At 65.3% G+C, this 16,873-nt stretch carries 14 protein-coding genes and 1 tRNA gene; 6 read left to right on the top strand and 9 right to left on the bottom strand.

Going from position 1 to position 16,873, the window contains the following annotated elements:
* Nucleotides 1-9 precede the first annotated feature (9 nt).
* Nucleotides 10-675 carry a hypothetical protein gene (locus TSA1_RS01650; protein WP_100174807.1) on the top strand — a complete coding sequence of 222 codons (666 nt, stop codon included), beginning with the start codon at nucleotides 10-12 and terminating at the stop codon, nucleotides 673-675.
* A 572-nt stretch (nucleotides 676-1,247) separates the two neighbouring features.
* Entirely contained in the window at nucleotides 1,248-4,328 is a 3,081-nt protein-coding gene (locus TSA1_RS01645) for an autotransporter serine protease (protein ID WP_100174806.1), read from the top strand.
* 124 nt (nucleotides 4,329-4,452) lie between these two features.
* Here TSA1_RS01645 and TSA1_RS01640 read toward each other — a convergent pair whose 3' ends face one another.
* Complete coding sequence (locus tag TSA1_RS01640) at nucleotides 4,453-4,695, bottom strand: hypothetical protein (protein WP_100174805.1); 243 nt, start codon at nucleotides 4,693-4,695, stop codon at nucleotides 4,453-4,455.
* A 449-nt stretch (nucleotides 4,696-5,144) separates the two neighbouring features.
* Nucleotides 5,145-5,315, bottom strand: coding sequence for a hypothetical protein (locus TSA1_RS39530; RefSeq protein ID WP_174718691.1), 171 nt, complete (start codon nucleotides 5,313-5,315; stop codon nucleotides 5,145-5,147).
* Nucleotides 5,316-5,888: 573 nt separating this feature from the next.
* On the opposite strand from TSA1_RS39530, the gene TSA1_RS01630 reads away from it, so the two are divergent.
* Nucleotides 5,889-6,407 carry a protein phosphatase CheZ gene (locus TSA1_RS01630; RefSeq protein WP_100174803.1) on the top strand — a complete coding sequence of 173 codons (519 nt, stop codon included), beginning with the start codon at nucleotides 5,889-5,891 and terminating at the stop codon, nucleotides 6,405-6,407.
* An 85-nt stretch (nucleotides 6,408-6,492) separates the two neighbouring features.
* Here TSA1_RS01630 and TSA1_RS01625 read toward each other — a convergent pair.
* The 3 genes from TSA1_RS01625 to TSA1_RS01615 all read right to left on the bottom strand — a co-directional run bounded on the left by TSA1_RS01625 (nucleotide 6,493) and on the right by TSA1_RS01615 (nucleotide 10,384).
* Nucleotides 6,493-6,568: transfer RNA gene (locus TSA1_RS01625), tRNA-Lys, on the bottom strand.
* Nucleotides 6,569-6,892: 324 nt separating this feature from the next.
* Nucleotides 6,893-9,559, bottom strand: coding sequence for a glycosyltransferase (locus TSA1_RS01620; protein WP_100174802.1), 2,667 nt, complete (start codon nucleotides 9,557-9,559; stop codon nucleotides 6,893-6,895).
* A 231-nt stretch (nucleotides 9,560-9,790) separates the two neighbouring features.
* Nucleotides 9,791-10,384: a beta-1-3, beta-1-6-glucan biosynthesis protein gene (locus TSA1_RS01615; protein WP_100174801.1), complete on the bottom strand. Its 594-nt coding sequence runs from the start codon at nucleotides 10,382-10,384 to the stop codon at nucleotides 9,791-9,793.
* A gap of 358 nt (nucleotides 10,385-10,742) precedes the next feature.
* Here TSA1_RS01615 and TSA1_RS01610 point away from each other — a divergent pair, with 358 nt between their 5' ends.
* A complete protein-coding gene (locus tag TSA1_RS01610) occupies nucleotides 10,743-12,302 on the top strand; it encodes a glycoside hydrolase family 17 protein (RefSeq protein ID WP_245448070.1) in 1,560 nt (519 codons plus the stop codon).
* Here TSA1_RS01610 and TSA1_RS01605 read toward each other — a convergent pair.
* The 3 genes from TSA1_RS01605 to TSA1_RS01595 form a co-directional block, all read right to left on the bottom strand.
* Nucleotides 12,262-12,642 carry a hypothetical protein gene (locus tag TSA1_RS01605; protein WP_100174799.1) on the bottom strand — a complete coding sequence of 127 codons (381 nt, stop codon included), beginning with the start codon at nucleotides 12,640-12,642 and terminating at the stop codon, nucleotides 12,262-12,264. The genes TSA1_RS01610 and TSA1_RS01605 overlap by 41 nt on opposite strands.
* A 201-nt stretch (nucleotides 12,643-12,843) precedes the next feature.
* Nucleotides 12,844-13,284: an MgtC/SapB family protein gene (locus TSA1_RS01600; protein ID WP_100174798.1), complete on the bottom strand. Its 441-nt coding sequence runs from the start codon at nucleotides 13,282-13,284 to the stop codon at nucleotides 12,844-12,846.
* 135 nt (nucleotides 13,285-13,419) lie between these two features.
* Nucleotides 13,420-14,796, bottom strand: a complete 1,377-nt coding sequence (locus tag TSA1_RS01595) for a hypothetical protein (RefSeq protein ID WP_100174797.1) — start codon at nucleotides 14,794-14,796, stop codon at nucleotides 13,420-13,422.
* 172 nt (nucleotides 14,797-14,968) lie between these two features.
* Between TSA1_RS01595 and glmU the strand changes: the two genes are divergently transcribed.
* Nucleotides 14,969-16,324 carry a bifunctional UDP-N-acetylglucosamine diphosphorylase/glucosamine-1-phosphate N-acetyltransferase GlmU gene (glmU, locus tag TSA1_RS01590; RefSeq protein ID WP_100174796.1) on the top strand — a complete coding sequence of 452 codons (1,356 nt, stop codon included), beginning with the start codon at nucleotides 14,969-14,971 and terminating at the stop codon, nucleotides 16,322-16,324.
* A 36-nt stretch (nucleotides 16,325-16,360) separates the two neighbouring features.
* Complete coding sequence (locus TSA1_RS01585) at nucleotides 16,361-16,555, top strand: hypothetical protein (RefSeq protein ID WP_100174795.1); 195 nt, start codon at nucleotides 16,361-16,363, stop codon at nucleotides 16,553-16,555.
* A gap of 8 nt (nucleotides 16,556-16,563) precedes the next feature.
* Here TSA1_RS01585 and TSA1_RS01580 read toward each other — a convergent pair whose 3' ends face one another.
* Nucleotides 16,564-16,782: a hypothetical protein gene (locus TSA1_RS01580; protein ID WP_100174794.1), complete on the bottom strand. Its 219-nt coding sequence runs from the start codon at nucleotides 16,780-16,782 to the stop codon at nucleotides 16,564-16,566.
* Nucleotides 16,783-16,873 lie beyond the last annotated feature (91 nt).

The following is a 16,873-nucleotide window of genomic DNA, read 5'->3' as shown; positions in this document are numbered from 1 at the left end:
TCAACGCAGATGACCGCGACTATCGAAACCGCAAGCTTCGCCGAAGAGCTCGACGCCGCAGCCCTGGCAGCTGCCGCATCCGGCGATGAACCCGAAACGCTCGAAGCGCCTGAGCCGGTCAAGCGGTCCAGCCGCAAATCGATCCTGGCCTTTGCGGTGTGTGCCCTGGCGATCAACGGCGCGGCGGCCGTCTATACGTCGTCAGCTGATTTGACCTCGTTGAATGTCAGCCGCCTGGCCGAACTGCTCCCGCGCTTCGAAGCATCCGAGCCAAAGCCGGATCCCGTTGTCGCGGCGTTGAAGGATATTCAGGCGGCCCAGCAGCAACACACCGCGTTGCTGCAACAGAACAATCAGGCAGCGGATCAAAACTCGGTCTTGCTGCAGCAGGATTCAATGGTGCTGCTGTCGCTGCGGCAGAGCATCACGGACGAGCGGGTCGATGTGAGGAAGATATCCTCGCAGCTGTCCACGCTGATGGCGAAGATCGATGCGCTGCAAAGCACGATGACGATGTCGGACGTGACGTCCTCCATTCGCAAAGCGCATGCGCGCTATGGATTGTCCCCCGCGATGCGCAAGCGGATGGTGCGGGACGCCAAGCCTTTGGGGCCGGTCTCCGTTGGAGGCGCTCCGCTGAGCCTGCCGATTGCGACGTCGGCTCCGGAAAGCTGAGGCGCCGGGCCCGCCTGCCTCTCGATCGATGAGGCAGGGTTATCGTATTTGTGCTTTTATCGGATGTCGTCATGCCAAGGCTTGTCCCGGGCATTCACGTTCGTTCTGCTTCATGCATGCGCAAACGGCATCTTCGTCGGTGACGAAATGCTCGATCGCACCCTGCGATCGCAATTGATCATTCCGCCTGATCGCCGATCGACCTCGTGTGCTCCCTGCGGGTCCAGCGCACGGCGCACGACGTCTCCTTGAACATCAATCCGCATTGATCGTTGCCGACGATGTCGCTGTGTTGCGCGAAATGAGAATGGCGTATGGGAACTGACGGAGGGCTTGCTCGGTCTCCGGAGCCGTAGCCGCGATCGGACACGATCCACAGCATGGTTCTGCCTGTACGGGCCCTTCGCGTTTAGCACGTTGCACGCGCATCCATGCGCTGCGACGGGCGCCATCTATTGCCAGTTGCCAGGCAGGAGAGGTCCCCCCACTCCTGCCTGGTAACACCGGGACGTTTTCGATCACGCAGTGATGGAACGCTGAACAACGCTCTGCAAAACCAGGAATGACTTTCGATGGTGAAGAAGATTGGCCGGCACGATGCTTCGCGCTGGCGCACCACATTGCCGGCCGCCGCACTGACACTTTTCCCTGCCGTGGCGGCGTCGCCTGCCGCGGCGCAATCGGCGGCGTCGTTTCAGACGCCGGAATATTTCGCCTCCGGTGCTCTCAACCAGATCAACGCATCTGCGGCCTATGCGGCCGGCTTCACCGGCAAGGGCGTGACGGTCGGTGTTGTCGATTCCGGCATCGATCTCAGGAATTTCGAGTTCTCGACGGCGGGCAAGTTCGCCGGCGGCGTGCGCTTCACCACCGCATTCGATGCAAGCGCGACCGACCCGAGCGCGTATACGGTGATGCCTGCCGGCCAGAACAGTGATTCCGACACGACCGGCAGCCACGGCAGCATCGTCTCCAGCCTGATCGCCGGCGCGCGCAACGGTTCCGGCATGCATGGCTCGGCCTTTGACGCGAGCCTCTACGTCGCGGCCATCAACACGAATGGCAGCCCTCCCGGCGCTTTCGACGAGCAGCTCAGCGTGGCCGTGACCGGCCTCGTCGATGAGGGCGTCAAGATCATCAATCTCAGTCTCGGCAACAACAATTGCGCGACGGGCACGAACTCGGCGCAAAACGGCGGCGCGAAGTGCAACGTCGACGACTATACGCCCGCGGCCGCCGTGGCCGAGCTTCCGAAATTCGCCGCCGCCGCGCAAACCGCAGTGGCCAACGGTGCGCTTCTCATCTTCGCCACCGGCAACGAAAAGCAGCCGTCGCCGGATATTCTCGCCGGCATGCCCAAGGTCGTCAGCGGCATCCAGAACGGCTGGCTCGCCGTCGGCGCCGTCGATGCGAACAATGTGACGACGTGGTACAGCAACGCCTGCGGATCGGCGGCGGCCTGGTGTCTGGTCGCTCCGGGCGATCTCACCGGCGCAACGACTGTCGGCACCGGCAATCTCGCGGGGAGCACGCTCGCCGGCGCCAATGGCGCGAACTACTCCTCGGGCTCCGGCACGTCCTACGCCGCGCCGACGGTTGCCGGTGTTGCCGCGCTCGTCAAGCAGGCCTTCTCCTGGTTCACCAATTACGACCTGCAGCAGACGCTTCTGACGACGGCGACGGCGCTCGGCACTCGCACCGCAGGCAGCATCACGCCGGACGCGACCTATGGCTGGGGCCTCGTCAACGCGGGCGCGGCCGTCAAGGGCTACGGCGCCTTCGTCACCACCGCGACGCTCGATACGCGAGGCTACAGCTCGACCTTCGGCAACGACATCTTCGGTCCGGGCGGTCTCACCAAGACCGGCGCCGGCACGCTGACCCTTTCGGGCAACAGCACCTACACCGGTGCGACGACGGTCCAGGGCGGTGCGCTTGCCGTCACGGGCTCGATCGTCTCGCAGGTCACGGTGGAGCAGGGCGGCATCTTCGGTGGTTCCGGCCAGGTCGGCACGACGATCGTCAACGGCAGGCTGGGTCTCGGCACGCCGCAGACGCTGACCGTCAATGGCGATCTCACCTTCGGCGCGACCGGGACCTATTTCGCCAGCGTTCACGGAGCGACGTCCGATCTCGTCAGGGTCACCGGCACGGCTGCGCTCGATGGTACGCTGAAGGCTCAGACGCTCGGCGGCACCTATACGTTCAGCACGCCCTATACGCTGCTTTCGGCGACCGGCGGCGTCAACGGCACCTTCGGCAGCTTCGATCGCTCGCTGGTCGGCGCCGGGCTCGTGACCTCCGTGACCTATACGGGCTCGCAAGTGCAGATGACGCTGACGCCGGGCCGGCTCGCCACGCTCTCGGAAAATCCGACCAAGGCGGTGACGCCGACCTCGACCACGACGACATCGGGGGGCACGACGACGGTGACGACGGAAGTCACCACGCCGACGCCAACCAACTCGGTGGCAAGGACCGACAGGGACAAGGTGGCCGTGGCGATCGACAACGCAGCCGCCGCCGGTGCCAACATGAATCCGCTGTTCGCGCTCTACAATTCGACCGACGACATGCTGGACTCCGAGCTCAACCAGCTCACGGGCGAAGTCCATTCCTCCGTTCAGCGGATGGGTGTTCAGGTCGGGGGCCAGTTCCTCGGCGCAATGACGGACATTCACGGTGAGGGGCGCGATCCCTCCGCCAGTCCGGCGCTCGCCTATGCTTCGATGTCGCGTCCGGCTGGCGTCGGGGCCATCGACAAGGCGACCGGTGCAACGCCGGGCGTGCGTGGCTATGGGCCGACCTACAGCGTTTGGGGCGGTCCGGTCACCTCGTACCGGACGACGAGCGGCGATGCCGATGTCGGCTCGGCCCGCTCTTCGACGCGCGCCATGCAATTCGTCAGCGGTGTCGACATCCGCTTCAGTCCCGCGACGATGATCGGCATTGCTGCGGCCGGCGGCTCGGCGTCGAGCTCGCTCGCCGGCGGTCTCGGCTCGGCCTCCGCGAACGTGGCGCAGTTCGGCACCTATGGCACGACGCGGACCGGCGCGCTGACGCTGACGGCCGCGGCCGCCTTCTCCTGGATGGACGTGACGACGCATCGCGCGATCCCCGTTCTCGGGCTCACCGATGTGACCGGCCGCTATCAGCCGACGGTATGGAGCGGACGCATCGAGGCGGCCTTCGAGGTGGCGCGGCTCGCCCGCGTCGCCTTCTCGCCCTATGCCGCCTTCGACGCGCACAGCATGCGCACGCCGGGCTTCAGTGAGCAGGATGCCTTGGCCGGCGGCGCCGCGGTCGGCGGCCTCACGGTACAGGGCCAGACCGGGACGACCACGCGCTCGACCCTCGGCCTCGACACCCGCGGCACCACGGAATTCGGCGGGCTGGCCATGCAGGGTTTTGCCCGGGCCGGCTGGGCGCATTATTACGCGCAAGCGGCCCAGACCACGGCCTTCCTGACCGGCATTCCCGGCTCGGACTTCACCACCACGGGCGCCAAGTCCAAGCCTGACGCTGCGGCCGTCTCGCTCGGCCTCACCACATGGTTCACGCCGAGCCTGACGCTGACGACGACCTTCGACGGCGAGTTCGCCGCCAACAGCCAGGCCTATACCGGCGCGGCACGGGTGCGGCTGACGTTCTGACCTCGGCCGTCATTGCGGCGCAGGAAGGCGCCCGGACCGCTCCGCGAGCGGGCTGGTTCGGGCGTTGTCGCGTTCAGCGCGTGCTGCGCACGCTGCTGGGGCGCGCCGGATTTCGCGCAGAACATCACTTCAAGGCGTGATCGATCTTGTGCCCCAAGTGCCCGGTGTCATGATCGCGACGCAACTGGCTCAGCGACGTCTCGTTCAACTGGGCCAGCACTTCGCTGAGCTGCGTCGCATCGGGATACCCGGCCGCAAAGCTCTTTCCATAGATCTTACGCAAGGTGCCGACGAGCGTGTTGCCGTGCTTCCTGCTGATCTCGCCGTCCCTGTCGCGGTGACGGCCGTCCAGGCCCGGTTCCTTCATGTCTCTCTCCCGTGCGGCGTCTGAAGCGCCTACAGAGAGCCTGCGCCCAAATCAGCGGACTGGCAATGGAACGGCGGGACGGCTTTGGCAGGCTGGGGTCACCGCAAGAGCGCACTTGTCTCGCCTGCTTGTGAAGCGGGGATCAATTGCGGTGGGCCGATCGGGGCATCAGATAATGGCGAGGATTGCTCGATAGGAGCTGACGCGATGCGTGCCCTTCTTTGCGCAGGTCTCGTGGGCCTGTCGCTCGTCCCCTGCAGTGCGGGAGAGGCAGCAACAGCGCATCGCCCCCGTACGCGCCATGACGCGGTCGACCGGCCGCACGCGACCGCAAGCCCAACCGTGCGCTTTGCAGTTCCCGGCTGGAGCGACGAAGCAACGCAGCGCTGGCTGAACAATGCCTCGTCGAATGTCGGCCGAGGCGGATAACGGCGGGAGATCGCTCGGGGCTAGGCCGCCTGCTCCTCGAACGAGGTGTAGACCCGGCCGTTGGGATCGACGACCTGAACGTCCCAACACCCGTCTTCAACCAGCTCCCTGGCCTTCTTGAGGGCGGCGGCGAGTGAAGGCCGCTTGAGACTGACGATACCCGCCGTGTCGAAACCGTTGATTTCAAACATCCCGTTCCTCCGGTTTGGGGGAATCCTACACGTTTCGGGCTGGATGTCAGCGGGTTTTTGGGCGCACCGGGAACCGCTGCAGATGCCAAGCAGAGGCAATGTCGGCGGTTGAGTGGACTGTCACCGCGACCGTCGCGCGCGCGATCGCAGTCGGTCCAGCCTCAATCCAGCGGGATGGTGTCCACGCGCAGACAGGGACGGCACTGGTAGGCATGCGCTCCGGGCAGGGTGAAAATTGCCGGCAGCGTGGCCAGGAAAGTCATCGGCCGTCTGCACTTGGAGCAGATCAGAACGGGTGGGCCGTCTTTCGCTACGCAAACCATCGCCGATATGCCCAGAGAGGTAAGGCACAATAGGCGCACGCTGCGGGGAGTTCATCTCGGGGCGACTACTGGACTCTATCGGAATCTGGCGCGGGGGGCGGCCTTACCGCTTATTTAACGATCGCTTGCTTTGGTGGTCCACGAAAGTTGAACGCGCGAAAATGCGTCCACTCATTCGAAGCTTCCTTTCGAAGCCGCCGCAGATTGCTGTGGCACACGAAGGGCAGGTCGCCACCATCGGGGATTTCTGATGATTACGTCGCAAGAAGAGAGGGTGCTGAAAACGCATTTGGTCGAGATGTTCGGCCACATTAGCAGCATGCGGCGGGAATTCGCCGCTCTTCAAGGCAACAGCAAAGGCAGTTTCGCGACGATGACAGACACCCTCGACGCGATCGTCGAGAATACGGAGGCAGCCGGGAACGCGATCCTCGAAAGCATGGAGGCGATCGGCGCCAGCGTCGCGAAGTTGCAGGGCGTCGACGAGCCGACTGTCGCAGCGGTATGCGGCGAAATCGTCGATAGCACGAACAACGTGTTCGAGGCCTGCGCGTTTCAGGACCTCACAGGTCAGCGGATCACGCGAGTCGTCAAGTCGCTGCAGTTCATTGAAGACCACATCAACAGGCTGGTCCGGATGTGGGGAAAAGAGGAGCTGGCGCGGCTGGCCGCCGAGCTTGCTGTTCCAAGCGCACCGAACTTGATGGAGGGTCCGAAGCGGCCGGGCGTGGCGATTTCCCAGGACGACATCGACAAGCTGTTCGCGTGAGCTGCAGCATCATTCGAGCTGCGGCACTGTAACCCGGGCTACGCGAGCTAGATAGAAGCTAAACCCCGAAAATACTGTCAGTGCTTGGTGAGCGCGCTGGGGCTCGAACCCAGGACCCCGTGATTAAAAGTCACGTGCTCTACCGGCTGAGCTACGCGCTCCCATGGCCGCAGATGGCTTCGTCAGAGATCGCCATCGTGTTCGGACATTCGAGAAGCATGTCTTGCCGCTGCGCGAGACTCGCGTCGCGGGGAAAACCGGCTGTTTCCGGATCATGCTTTCGGCCCCGCTGTGTAGGGGGATGGGGCGCTGAGGTCAATAGCGGGCATAGCTGCCGAAAGTCGTGGCAGGGGCGGGGATTTTCTTGCGCTGTCCGCGGCTTAGGTCCGGATTTTCAACCCGATTGGCGGGCCGTCATCCACGCCCAACTGGAAGGATAGTTTGCCGGCGCGGAGCTATCGCCCGCGCCGCGAGCATCCGCCCCCTCAGTTCGTCTCCCGCCGCACCTCGGTCGGCACGGCCTGCTGGGCGCCCACCGGGGGCAGCGCGACCGGGCGCAGGCCGATCAGCTCGGCGGTGCGGATCGCGCTGTCGCGCCAGAACTGGAACGAGTTGATCCGGCTGAGCTCGAGGATGGCGATCGCAACCGCCGCCAGGAACGGCAGGCTCTGCAGCACCAGGACGCCGGCGAAGATGTAGATCTCGGTGATCTGGCGGAAGCTGTTGGTCACGATCAGCACGCCGGCGCCGACGATCAGCAGGGTGCCGATCACGGCCTCCCAGAACGCCTGGAACTCGATCGACATGCGGCTGAGGCCGCCCTTGGAGGTGCGGGCGAAGGCGATGTGCTCGGTGATCAGGCCCTGCGCCACCGCGCGCGACACCGTCCATTGCACGCTCATCGCCGCGATCATGGCGCCCAGCATCTGGCCGGGCTTGATGGCGACGCGGGCGCGGTACATCGACAGGAAGTGCGCCAGCGAGACGACGAAGGCGCCGATGATCGGCAGCGTCAGGATCTTGTCGGGGATGGCGATGTCGGCAAACGCCACGATCGGCACCCAGACGAGGTTGAGCAGCGCCACGACGACGCCGAGGCTTTCGGCGCCCAGCCAGTTCAGCCAGCCGAGGCCGTATTCGCGCTTCTGGTCGGAGGTCAGCCGGCTCGCGCCGGGCAGGAAGCGGCGCCAGTGCTTCTTGACGATCTGCAGGCCGCCATAGGCCCAGCGATGCCGCTGTTTCTTGAAGGCCTCGTAGGTGTCGGGCAACAGGCCCGCGCCGTAGCGGGTGTTGGTGTAGTGGGTGGTCCAGCCGAGCTCCTGGATCGCAAGGCCGAGATCCGAGTCCTCGCAGATCGTGTCGGACGACCAGCCGCCGGCCATGTCCATCGCAGCGCGGCGGATCAGGCACATCGTGCCGTGCACGATGACGGCGTTGTACTCGTTGCGCTGGACCATGCCGATGTCGAAGAAACCGGCATATTCGCCGTTCATGATGTAGTGCATGATCGACAGATCGCCGTCGCGATGCTCCTGCGGCGCCTGCACGAGGCCAACGCGCGGATCGGCGAAGGCGGGCACGAGGTCCTTCAGCCAGTCGGGCTCGACGACGTAGTCGGCATCGAGGATGCCGATGATCTCGGCATCGGCCGCGGTGCGGTCCATCGCGATGCGCAGCGCTCCGGCCTTGAAGCCCTGCACCTTCTCGGCGTTGATGAACTTGAAGCGTTCACCGAGCGCGCGGCAATGGTCCTGGATCGGCTGCCAGAACGCGGGATCCGGCGTGTTGTTGATGATGACGACGCATTCGTAGTTCGGGTAGTTCAGCCGCGACAGCGCATCGAGCGTCTGCTTGAGCATGTCGACCGGCTCGAAATAGGCGGGGATGTGGATCGAGACCTTCGGGCAGTAACCTTCGGGAACGTTCTCGACCGGCTTGTCCTTGGTGAGCAGCCGCTGCGGCGGCCGGCCGAAGGCGACGGCCGCGATCTCGTCGATGCGGGCCATCGCGATGAGGACGAGCGGAACAAGCAGGATCATGCCCAGCGTCAGCGCGAAGGCGGAGCCGAAGATGAAGTAGTGGCTGTTCCAGAACGCGAACACGGTCGCAGCCCAGGCGCCGACGCCGTTTGCGGTCGCCGAGAGCAGGAAGGCCTGCTTGGCGGTCGCCTTCTCGATCCGCAGGATCGGCAGCGACAGCAGCACGCCAACCAGCAGCGCGATGCCCATCAGCTTCCAATAGTCGGGGTTCTCGACCGGACCGGTCCAGGCGAATTTCGGCTCGCGGCTGGCGTTGAGGATGCCCCAATACGGACCGACGCCGCCTTCGAAGTACTTCCAGGGCTGATCGATGGCTTCGACGATGTTGTATTCCATGCCGATGGCTTCGGCGCGGCTGACGAAGTTGCGCAGGATCAGGGCCTGCTGGAACGGACCCGGATCGGCGTTGCGTAGATTGTAGCCTTGGCTCGGCCAGCCGAACTCGGCGATCACGATGCGCTTGCCGGGGAACAGGTTGCGCAAGAGGTTGTAGCGGTCGACCGCCTGGTCGACGGCCTGGTCGGAGCGGAAGTTTTCCCAATAAGGCAGCACGTGGGCGGCGATGAAATCGACGCTGGAGCCGAGGTCGGGATTGTCGCGCCAGATGTTCCAGATCTCGCCGGTGGTGACCGGCACGCGGACCGAGCCCTTCACCTTCTTGATCATGTCGATGAGGTCTTCGACCTTCTGCTCGCCGCGGTAGATCACCTCGTTGCCGACCACGACGCCGACGACGTTGCTGTTCTTGCGGGCGAGCTCGATGGCGGCCTTGATTTCGCGCTCGTTGCGATCCTTGTCCTTGTCGATCCAGGCGCCGACCGTGACCTTGATGCCGAATTCGGCGGCGATCGGCGGCACCAGTTCCACGCCGCCCGTCGACGAATAGAGGCGGATCGCCCGCGTCATCGTCGACAGCGTCTTCAGGTCGGCGCGGATTTTCTCGACGGACGGAATGTTGTCGATGTCGGGGTGGGCCGAGCCTTCGAACGGCGCGTAGGAGACGCTGGGCAGCAGACCCTTGAAGTCGGGCGCGGGCTCCTTGTCGCGCAAGACTCCCCATAGTCCTGCGTGGAGCGCGGACACGAGCAACAGAACGGCGGCGACAACGCGCATCGCGGCTAAACCAAAAGGGGCTGAGGAGGCAGGGAAGCGGATCCGACCCCGAGATCCGACCAAGTCCGCGGCAAAGGGAGCATACCTCTGCCGCACGGTTTCTCAACTGTCATGGCCTCATGTCCTTATGAGGGCATGGTCTTTTCGAGACGACGCGCGGCAGTGCCAACCGCGTCTATGGCCGATCGTTCCTGAACGACAGCTGAAACGAGCAGGGACTAAGGCCTTGGGCTATTTCGGGGGCGCCGGGGACGGGCTGGCCGCAGGCGAGGGGCTCGCAGCCGGCTGCGGGACCGGCGGATTGCCTGAGGCCGGTGCGGCCGGCTGTGACGCCGCGGCGGCTGCCTGCTGCGGCTGGGCCGCCGGGTTGATCCAGCAGGCGTGCACACGGCTGTCCAGGGTCTCGGCGACCTTGGGATCGATCTGGCCGCCGAACCGGGTCAGGCAGCGGAACGCGGCCTGGATGTGGCCGCCGGGGCAGCCGAAGCGGTCATAGAGGTCGAGATGGCGGAACGCGGTATTGAGGTCATCCCGCCACATCAGCCGCACCACGCGCCGGCCGAGCCAGACGCATTCGGGGTTGCCGGCCGGGCCGTTGATGACCTGGGCGGCTTCAGCGAACTCGTCGGTGCGGCGCTGGTTCTGGGCGGCGTCCTTGGCGGCGTCGGCGGGCTGGGCGGCGGCCTTGCCCTGGTCGGGGGCCGGCGTGCCGCTCTGGGCGAACGCGCCACCGAGACCGGCGAGAAGGAGAAGGGAGGAGACGGCCAAGGTGGCGGCGAACTGCCGCAGGACCGCATTTCGTGACTCGAACACCCGTTGCCGCATGAATTCCCCAATGTATCCGCTGCCCGTCCGCGTCAGGAGGCTCCCACGGACGCGCCGGTGATGGCGTCCAAATGGGTCTCCAATGCGGCGGAAAAGTCTTTCGGAGTCCATGACCTGTATTTGGAATTTTGTCCAGCAAAGTCACGATGCTAGGTCTCGGTCGAACGGCCGCAGCCCTATTCCTTTGGGGGAGCAGCGGATCCGCGGGAGTGGATCGGCATTCGGGCACCCGCTTGGACACCCCCTTGGCAGACGGCGTGCAAGCAGGTAATCGACGGACCCTTCGCGGAGGACGGAACCGATTTCACTTCGTACGCCACTGGCGCTGCTGCTCGTTTCACTGGGTGCGATTGCTGCCGTGTGGTGGTGGCTGGCCACGCCAATCACGCTCGCGCGCGCCCCGATCGACCCCGCCGACAAGGTCCAGTGCGTCTCCTACGCGCCGTTCCGCGGCGAGCAGTCGCCGCTGGATGAATGGACCCATATCGAGGCCGAGCAGATCGAGCAGGATCTACGCCAGCTCAAGCAGATCACCGACTGCGTCCGCACCTACTCGATGGAGAACGGCCTCGATCAGGTGCCGGCGATCGCCGCCAGGGTTGGCGGGCTGAAAGTGCTGCAGGGCGTCTGGCTCTCCAGCAACCGCAGCAAGAACTTCGCGCAGGCCGCGCTCGCCGTCCGTCTCACCAAGGAATTCCCCGACGTCATCACCGCCGTCATCGTCGGCAACGAGGTGCTGCTGCGCGGTGAGATGACGACCGCGGATCTCGTCTCCCTCATTCGCCTGGTGAAGACGCAGGTCAGCGTGCCCGTCACCTATGCCGACGTCTGGGAATATTGGCTGAAGAATCGCGAGGTCTATGACGCCGTCGACTTCGTCACGATCCACATCCTGCCCTATTGGGAGGATTTCCCGGTCAAGGCGAAATTCGCCTCCGCCCATGTCGAAGCGATCCGCGAGCGCATGGTCGTGGCGTTTCCGGGCAAGGAAATCCTGATCGGCGAAACCGGCTGGCCGAGCGAGGGGCGGATGCGCGATGGTGCGCTGCCGTCACGCACCAACCAGGCGCGGGTCGTCTCGGAAATCCTGGGCCTCGCGAAGTCGCGGAAGTTCCGGGTCAATCTGATCGAGTCCTACGACCAGCCGTGGAAGCGCAAGCTGGAGGGCACCGTCGGGGGCTATTGGGGCCTGTACGACTCGGTGCGCCGGAGCCTGAAATATCCGCCGGGCGAGCCGATCAGCAATTTCCCGTACTGGAAATGGTACATGGGCGCGGGCATGGGCCTTTCCGTGCTGGTATTCGCAGTCGCGCTGATCACGCTGCGCCGACGGCCGTGGACGCCGCGCTTCTCGGCCTGGCTCGGTGTCGGCATCTCGGCGACGACGGCGGGGATCCTGCTCGGGATCGGCGCCGACAAGATGTACTACGAGAGCTACGGCATCGGCGGCTGGCTATTCTGGGGCGCGCTGCTGCTCGCCGGCATCCTGTCGCCGATCTTCTGCGCGCAGGCGATGGTGATCGGCCGCAGCCTTCCGACCTTCCTCGATCTGCTCGGCCCGCGCGAGGGCCGCAAATGGTCGAAGCTCACCGCCGTGCTCGGCCTGACGCTGGCGGTGACGGCGGTGATCGCGGCGGCCACCGCGCTCGGCTTCGTGTTCGATCCGCGCTACAAGGATTTCCCCTACGCCGCGCTGACGATGGCGGTGGTGCCGTTCGCGCTGTTGATGCTGAACCGACCGCAGATCGGCCAGCGCCCGATCGCGGAAGCGGTGTTCGCGGGCGTGCTGGCGCTGTCGGCCGTCTTCGTGCTCTTCAACGAAGGCCGCGACAATTGGCAGTCGCTGTGGACCTGCGCGGTCTATCTGTTGTTCGCGCTCACGCTGTGGCGGGCGCGGGCCGAGCAAATCCAAGAATGAACAGGCCGATCGCCAGGCCCGACAGCACGACGTTGTAGAGCACGATGCCGAGGCCGGCCGCGACGAGGCCGACCGTGAGCAGCACGATCGAGGGCCGCATCAGGTTCAGCGTCGCAACCACCAGCGCGACGATCCCGAACACCGAGTTCTTGAACAGCACGGTCGAGACCGACCGCGACTTGCAGATCAGCGTCTGAAGCCCGGCGTCGCAGGCGAGGGCGACCTGCGAAAACTCGATCGCGAGATAACGCACATAGAGCGCGCAGCCGACGGTGACGAAACCGACGACGAGCAGGAACTGCACCTGGTAGGGCGTGAGGCGGAAGGGCTTCTTTGTCATGGGGGCAATATGGTCGGGATGGCGCGGGCAGGCAACAGGGCAGGCGAGGTTTCTTGATCCGGCTCGCCCAGGCATCCGCCATCAAGGTCGACCTCTCACGCGCGACCTGGCATCTTCCGGTTCTGCTCGGCCAGCCGGCGCTCGTATCGTTCGGCCAAGGCGAGCAGTTGTTTCCTGATGTAGGGATCGGCCTGGGTGCCGCTATTTCAAGCCCAAGCGACGTTCGACCCAGCCGAGAACGAACAGCACGAGCAGGGTGACCGCGATCGCCGCACCGACGAGCAGCCAGGCGCCGAGCGCACAGGCTATTCCGAGGCCCGCCGCAATCCAGACGGTTGCTGCCGTCGTGAGGCCATGAACCGTCATCGCCTTGCTGTCGTGAAGGATGACGCCTGCGCCGATGAACCCGACGCCCGTCAGCACGCCGGCAACGACGCCCTGGATGACCCTGGAGATCGCATCGGGGTGGTCGCGCAGGTTCTGGAACTCGATCACGGAGATCGACACCAGCGCGGAGCCGAGAGCGACCAGCGCGAGGGTTCGCATTCCCACCGGTTTATCGTTCATGTCGCGGTCGATGCCGATCAGCAGACCTGTTCCCGCCGCGACGAGCAGCCTCAAGACATCATCGAGTTCGTTCATCGGATTCCGCAAGTTCGGACAGGGGCGCCGCCTCAAGCGCGTCGTCAAAGAACGCAAACCTGCTGCAAAAGGGCAGCGCGGGTCGCAGCGTCCGATCGCCGCATGCAAGCGGCTTCCGTTGAGGATGGGGACGTCCTACCGCCTGAAGAAGGACGTCAGGGTCGATGCCGCCGAGGCCGTCTCCGGCTTGGCCGGCGCCGGCTGCGCCGCGGGTGCCGGCGCGGGCTCCTCGCGCCTCGACGAGCGCTTTGAGGAATAGCTGCGGCGGCGCTTGTCCGGCTTCTCGGGCTTTGCGGCGGGCGCCGTCTCGGCTTGCGGGGCCGCGTCCTGGTTCTTCTCGGAGCTCTTCTCCTGAACCCGGTCCTGCGACTTCTCCTGTCCCTTGTCCTTTTCCGAGCCGCGCATCGACAGCCGCTGGCCGTCGAACACGGTGGTCTCGCAGTGACGATCGTTCTCGGCGAGGGTGGCGCAGAACTTTGCGGCGGCAGCAGCGTTGACCAGGGGGCCGGCGCCCAGGCGGAGCTGCATGCCGAGTCCGGTGGTGCCTTCCTTGATCATGATGATCGGCCGCAGCGCTGCGATTTCCGGATTGGACTTGGTCACGCCGCGCCAGAGCGCGCGCAGGCCGTCGATCGAATTGGCGCCGCCGAGATCAATCGCGAAACGCGTCTGCTGAACTGCGATCGCGGGAGATTCGCTCTCGGCTGCTTCCGGCGGCTTGGCGGCGGCCATGACGGCTTCGGCCGAAGCCGGCGCCGGCTCTGCCTTCTTCTCCGCGGCCTTCTCGTTCGTCTCGGGCTGAATCAATCTCGACGCAGCCGGATCGGGCGGTGCCATGATCGATTTGGACGGCACCAGCGGCATGGTCGGCAACGCCGAGTTCATGGCCGGCGATTGCTGCACGAGCGAGGCCGCTGCCGCGGTCTGTGGCGGCGGGCTCGTCGGCTCCTTCGCGGCTTCCTTGACCGTTTCCCTGATGGTTTCCTTGGACGCGTCCTTGGGCGTTTCCTTCGCAGCCTCGGTGCGCGGCTTGTCAGCGGAGGAGGTGGGCGTCGAGGCGACCGGCGCGACGTTCGGCGCCGGCGTTGCATCCTGCGGCTTGCCGGCCTGCGCCGGCGGAGTGCTCTGCTTGGCGATGGCGCCGGTGACGGAATCGAGCCCTTGCTCCAGCACGGTGACGCGCGAATAGAGCCGGTCGCGATCGGTGTTGAGCGTCTCGATGGCGGCCGCGAGCCGGCGCGCTTCGTTCTGGCTTTCCTTGGTCAGCACCTGCAGCCGGTCGGCCTGGCGCGCAAGATCGGCGGAGGCGATCTGGTCCCGCCGCCAGCCGAGCTGGGCCTGGTTGGCCATCACTGCGATGGTGACGGCGCCGACGGCTGCCACGCCCCACGAGCCCAGCCGCCACATCAAGCGGCGGTCGAACGCGCTTTCCTCGGCCAAAAGTCCGGAGAACAGTCCGCCGGTCTCCTTGGCGCCGAAGGCATCCGCCAGTGGGTCGGAATCCTTTGCCATGAACGTTAAGTGCCCAGCCCTGCAGCTTCCCCGAATCAATCAAGGAACATTAACAGGAAAAGCGTGTCGCACTTGAATTCCGGGCGTTTGCGGGGGTAGCAAGGCGAGAGCATTTCAGGGGGGCCTGCCGCCCGTCACGCCAATTGATTCGGCCGAATCTGACAGGATTTCGATGACCGCCCGTTCCAGCCTCACGATCGTGCTCGCCGCCGGCGAAGGCACGCGCATGCGCTCGAGCCTGCCGAAAGTGCTGCATCCCGTCGCCCAGCAGACGTTGCTTGGCCACGTGCTCGCCGCGGCACCCAAGGGAACCGGCACCTCGCTGGCAGTCGTGATCGGTCCCGACCACCAGGCGGTGGCGGACGAGGCGAAGCGGATCAGGCCCGACGTGCTTACTTTCGTGCAAGCGGAGCGGCTCGGCACCGCGCATGCGGTGCTGGCGGCACGCGAGGCCATCGCGCGCGGCGTCGACGATCTCCTGATCGCCTTCGGCGACACGCCGCTGATCTCGGCCGAGACCTTTGCGCGGCTGCGCGCGCCGCTTGCCAGCGGCGCCGCGATCGCTGCGCTCGGCTTCCGCGCCGCCGATCCCACCGGCTACGGCCGCTTCATCGTCGAGGGCGAACGCCTCGTCGCGATCCGCGAGCAGGCCGATGCGAGCGCTGATGAGCGCAAGATCGATCTGTGCAATGCCGGCGTGATGGCGATCGACGGCCGCCGCGCGCTCGAAATCCTCGGGCAGATCGGCAATGCCAATTCCAAGGGCGAATATTATCTGACGGACGCGGTCGAGATCGTCCGCAAGCAGGGATGGGAGTCCGTGGTGATCGAGACCAGCGAGGACGAGGTGCGCGGCATCAACACCAAGGCGCAGCTCGCCGAGGCCGAAGCCGTGATGCAGGCGCGCCTGCGGAAAGCGGCGATGGAGGCCGGCGTCACGCTGATCGCGCCGGATACGGTCTATCTCGCCGCCGACACCGTGTTCGGCAAGGATGTGACCATCGAGCCGTTCGTCGTGATCGGCCCCGGCGTGTCGATCGCCGACGGCACGGTGATCCATTCCTTCTCGCATATCGTCGAGACCAAGCTCGGCAGGAACGTCTCGATCGGCCCCTATGCGCGGCTGCGGCCCGGCACCTCGCTCGGCGACGGCGCGCGCATCGGCAATTTCGTGGAAACCAAGGCGGCGACGCTGGAGGCCGGCGTCAAGGTCAATCATCTCTCCTATATCGGCGATGCCACCGTGGGCGCCAATTCCAACATCGGCGCCGGCACCATCACCTGCAACTACGACGGCTTCAAGAAACACAAGACGGTGATCGGGCAGGGCGCCTTCGTCGGCACCAACTCCTCGCTGGTTGCGCCGGTGAAGATCGGCAATGGCGCCTATATCGGCTCGGGCTCTGTGATCACGAAGGACGTGCCAGACGATGCCATGGCTCTGGAGCGCAGCCAGCAGACCATCCGCGAGGGCGGCGCGGCGCGCTATCGCGAGATGAAGACGGGCGGCAAGAAACCGGAGAAATAAGCTGCCAGGTGGTGCTTCTCGTGCGAGGGGGCGCGCATGGACGACGACAAAGAGGCGTCCGTCTTATTTGATTTCCTCGTCGAGAACGTCATCAAGCCGCCGGGGCGGTGGTTGCTGGACCAATTTGGAGTGCGTCATCCGCATGAGCGGGAGATGGCGGCGCTTGTCACCGGACTGGCGTTCTGGGCGTTCGTCGTCTTCCTCGCGTGCGCCCTGGTTCTGGGCTGGTGAGGTGTCCGCTATTCGTCGTCGGCGAATTCGGAGAAGATCGCGCGGGTCAGGCGCCAGCCGCGCGGCTTGGCGCGCTTCACCGGCTCGCCTTCCGGATGTTTCACGAAGACCGGTTTGCTTTCCTTGCCGCGCTGGGGCGGTGGCCAATGCGCAAGGTGCGTGCCCGAGGTCTCGTTGGCGCGCACATACATCGATGACAGACCTTTGCGGTCGGACGAGCCCTTCATGGCTTTGGTCTCCTGAAGGGAAATCGTTGGCCAAACATGTTGACAACACGTTAACGCGAGCGGTTTAAGGCCGGCCAATTCGACGCAGCCG

This window comes from Bradyrhizobium nitroreducens (assembly GCF_002776695.1).
GTDB classification, from domain to species: Bacteria; Pseudomonadota; Alphaproteobacteria; order Rhizobiales; family Xanthobacteraceae; genus Bradyrhizobium; species Bradyrhizobium nitroreducens.
The sequence above is the reverse complement of the archived record's forward strand: the minus strand, read 5'-3'. Positions and strand labels throughout refer to the sequence as shown.

Coding starts and splice junctions, on each gene's coding strand:
- TSA1_RS01585 (WP_100174795.1), top strand. CDS start 16,361: ATGGACGACGACAAAGAGGCGTCCGTCTTATTTGATTTCCTCGTCGAG.
- TSA1_RS01605 (WP_100174799.1), bottom strand. CDS start 12,642: ATGACAAAGAAGCCCTTCCGCCTCACGCCCTACCAGGTGCAGTTCCTG.
- TSA1_RS01650 (WP_100174807.1), top strand. CDS start 10: ATGACCGCGACTATCGAAACCGCAAGCTTCGCCGAAGAGCTCGACGCC.
- TSA1_RS01620 (WP_100174802.1), bottom strand. CDS start 9,559: ATGCGCGTTGTCGCCGCCGTTCTGTTGCTCGTGTCCGCGCTCCACGCA.
- TSA1_RS01580 (WP_100174794.1), bottom strand. CDS start 16,782: ATGAAGGGCTCGTCCGACCGCAAAGGTCTGTCATCGATGTATGTGCGC.
- TSA1_RS01615 (WP_100174801.1), bottom strand. CDS start 10,384: ATGCGGCAACGGGTGTTCGAGTCACGAAATGCGGTCCTGCGGCAGTTC.
- TSA1_RS01645 (WP_100174806.1), top strand. CDS start 1,248: ATGGTGAAGAAGATTGGCCGGCACGATGCTTCGCGCTGGCGCACCACA.
- TSA1_RS01595 (WP_100174797.1), bottom strand. CDS start 14,796: ATGGCAAAGGATTCCGACCCACTGGCGGATGCCTTCGGCGCCAAGGAG.
- TSA1_RS01630 (WP_100174803.1), top strand. CDS start 5,889: ATGATTACGTCGCAAGAAGAGAGGGTGCTGAAAACGCATTTGGTCGAG.
- glmU (WP_100174796.1), top strand. CDS start 14,969: ATGACCGCCCGTTCCAGCCTCACGATCGTGCTCGCCGCCGGCGAAGGC.
- TSA1_RS01600 (WP_100174798.1), bottom strand. CDS start 13,284: ATGAACGAACTCGATGATGTCTTGAGGCTGCTCGTCGCGGCGGGAACA.
- TSA1_RS39530 (WP_174718691.1), bottom strand. CDS start 5,315: ATGTTTGAAATCAACGGTTTCGACACGGCGGGTATCGTCAGTCTCAAG.
- TSA1_RS01640 (WP_100174805.1), bottom strand. CDS start 4,695: ATGAAGGAACCGGGCCTGGACGGCCGTCACCGCGACAGGGACGGCGAG.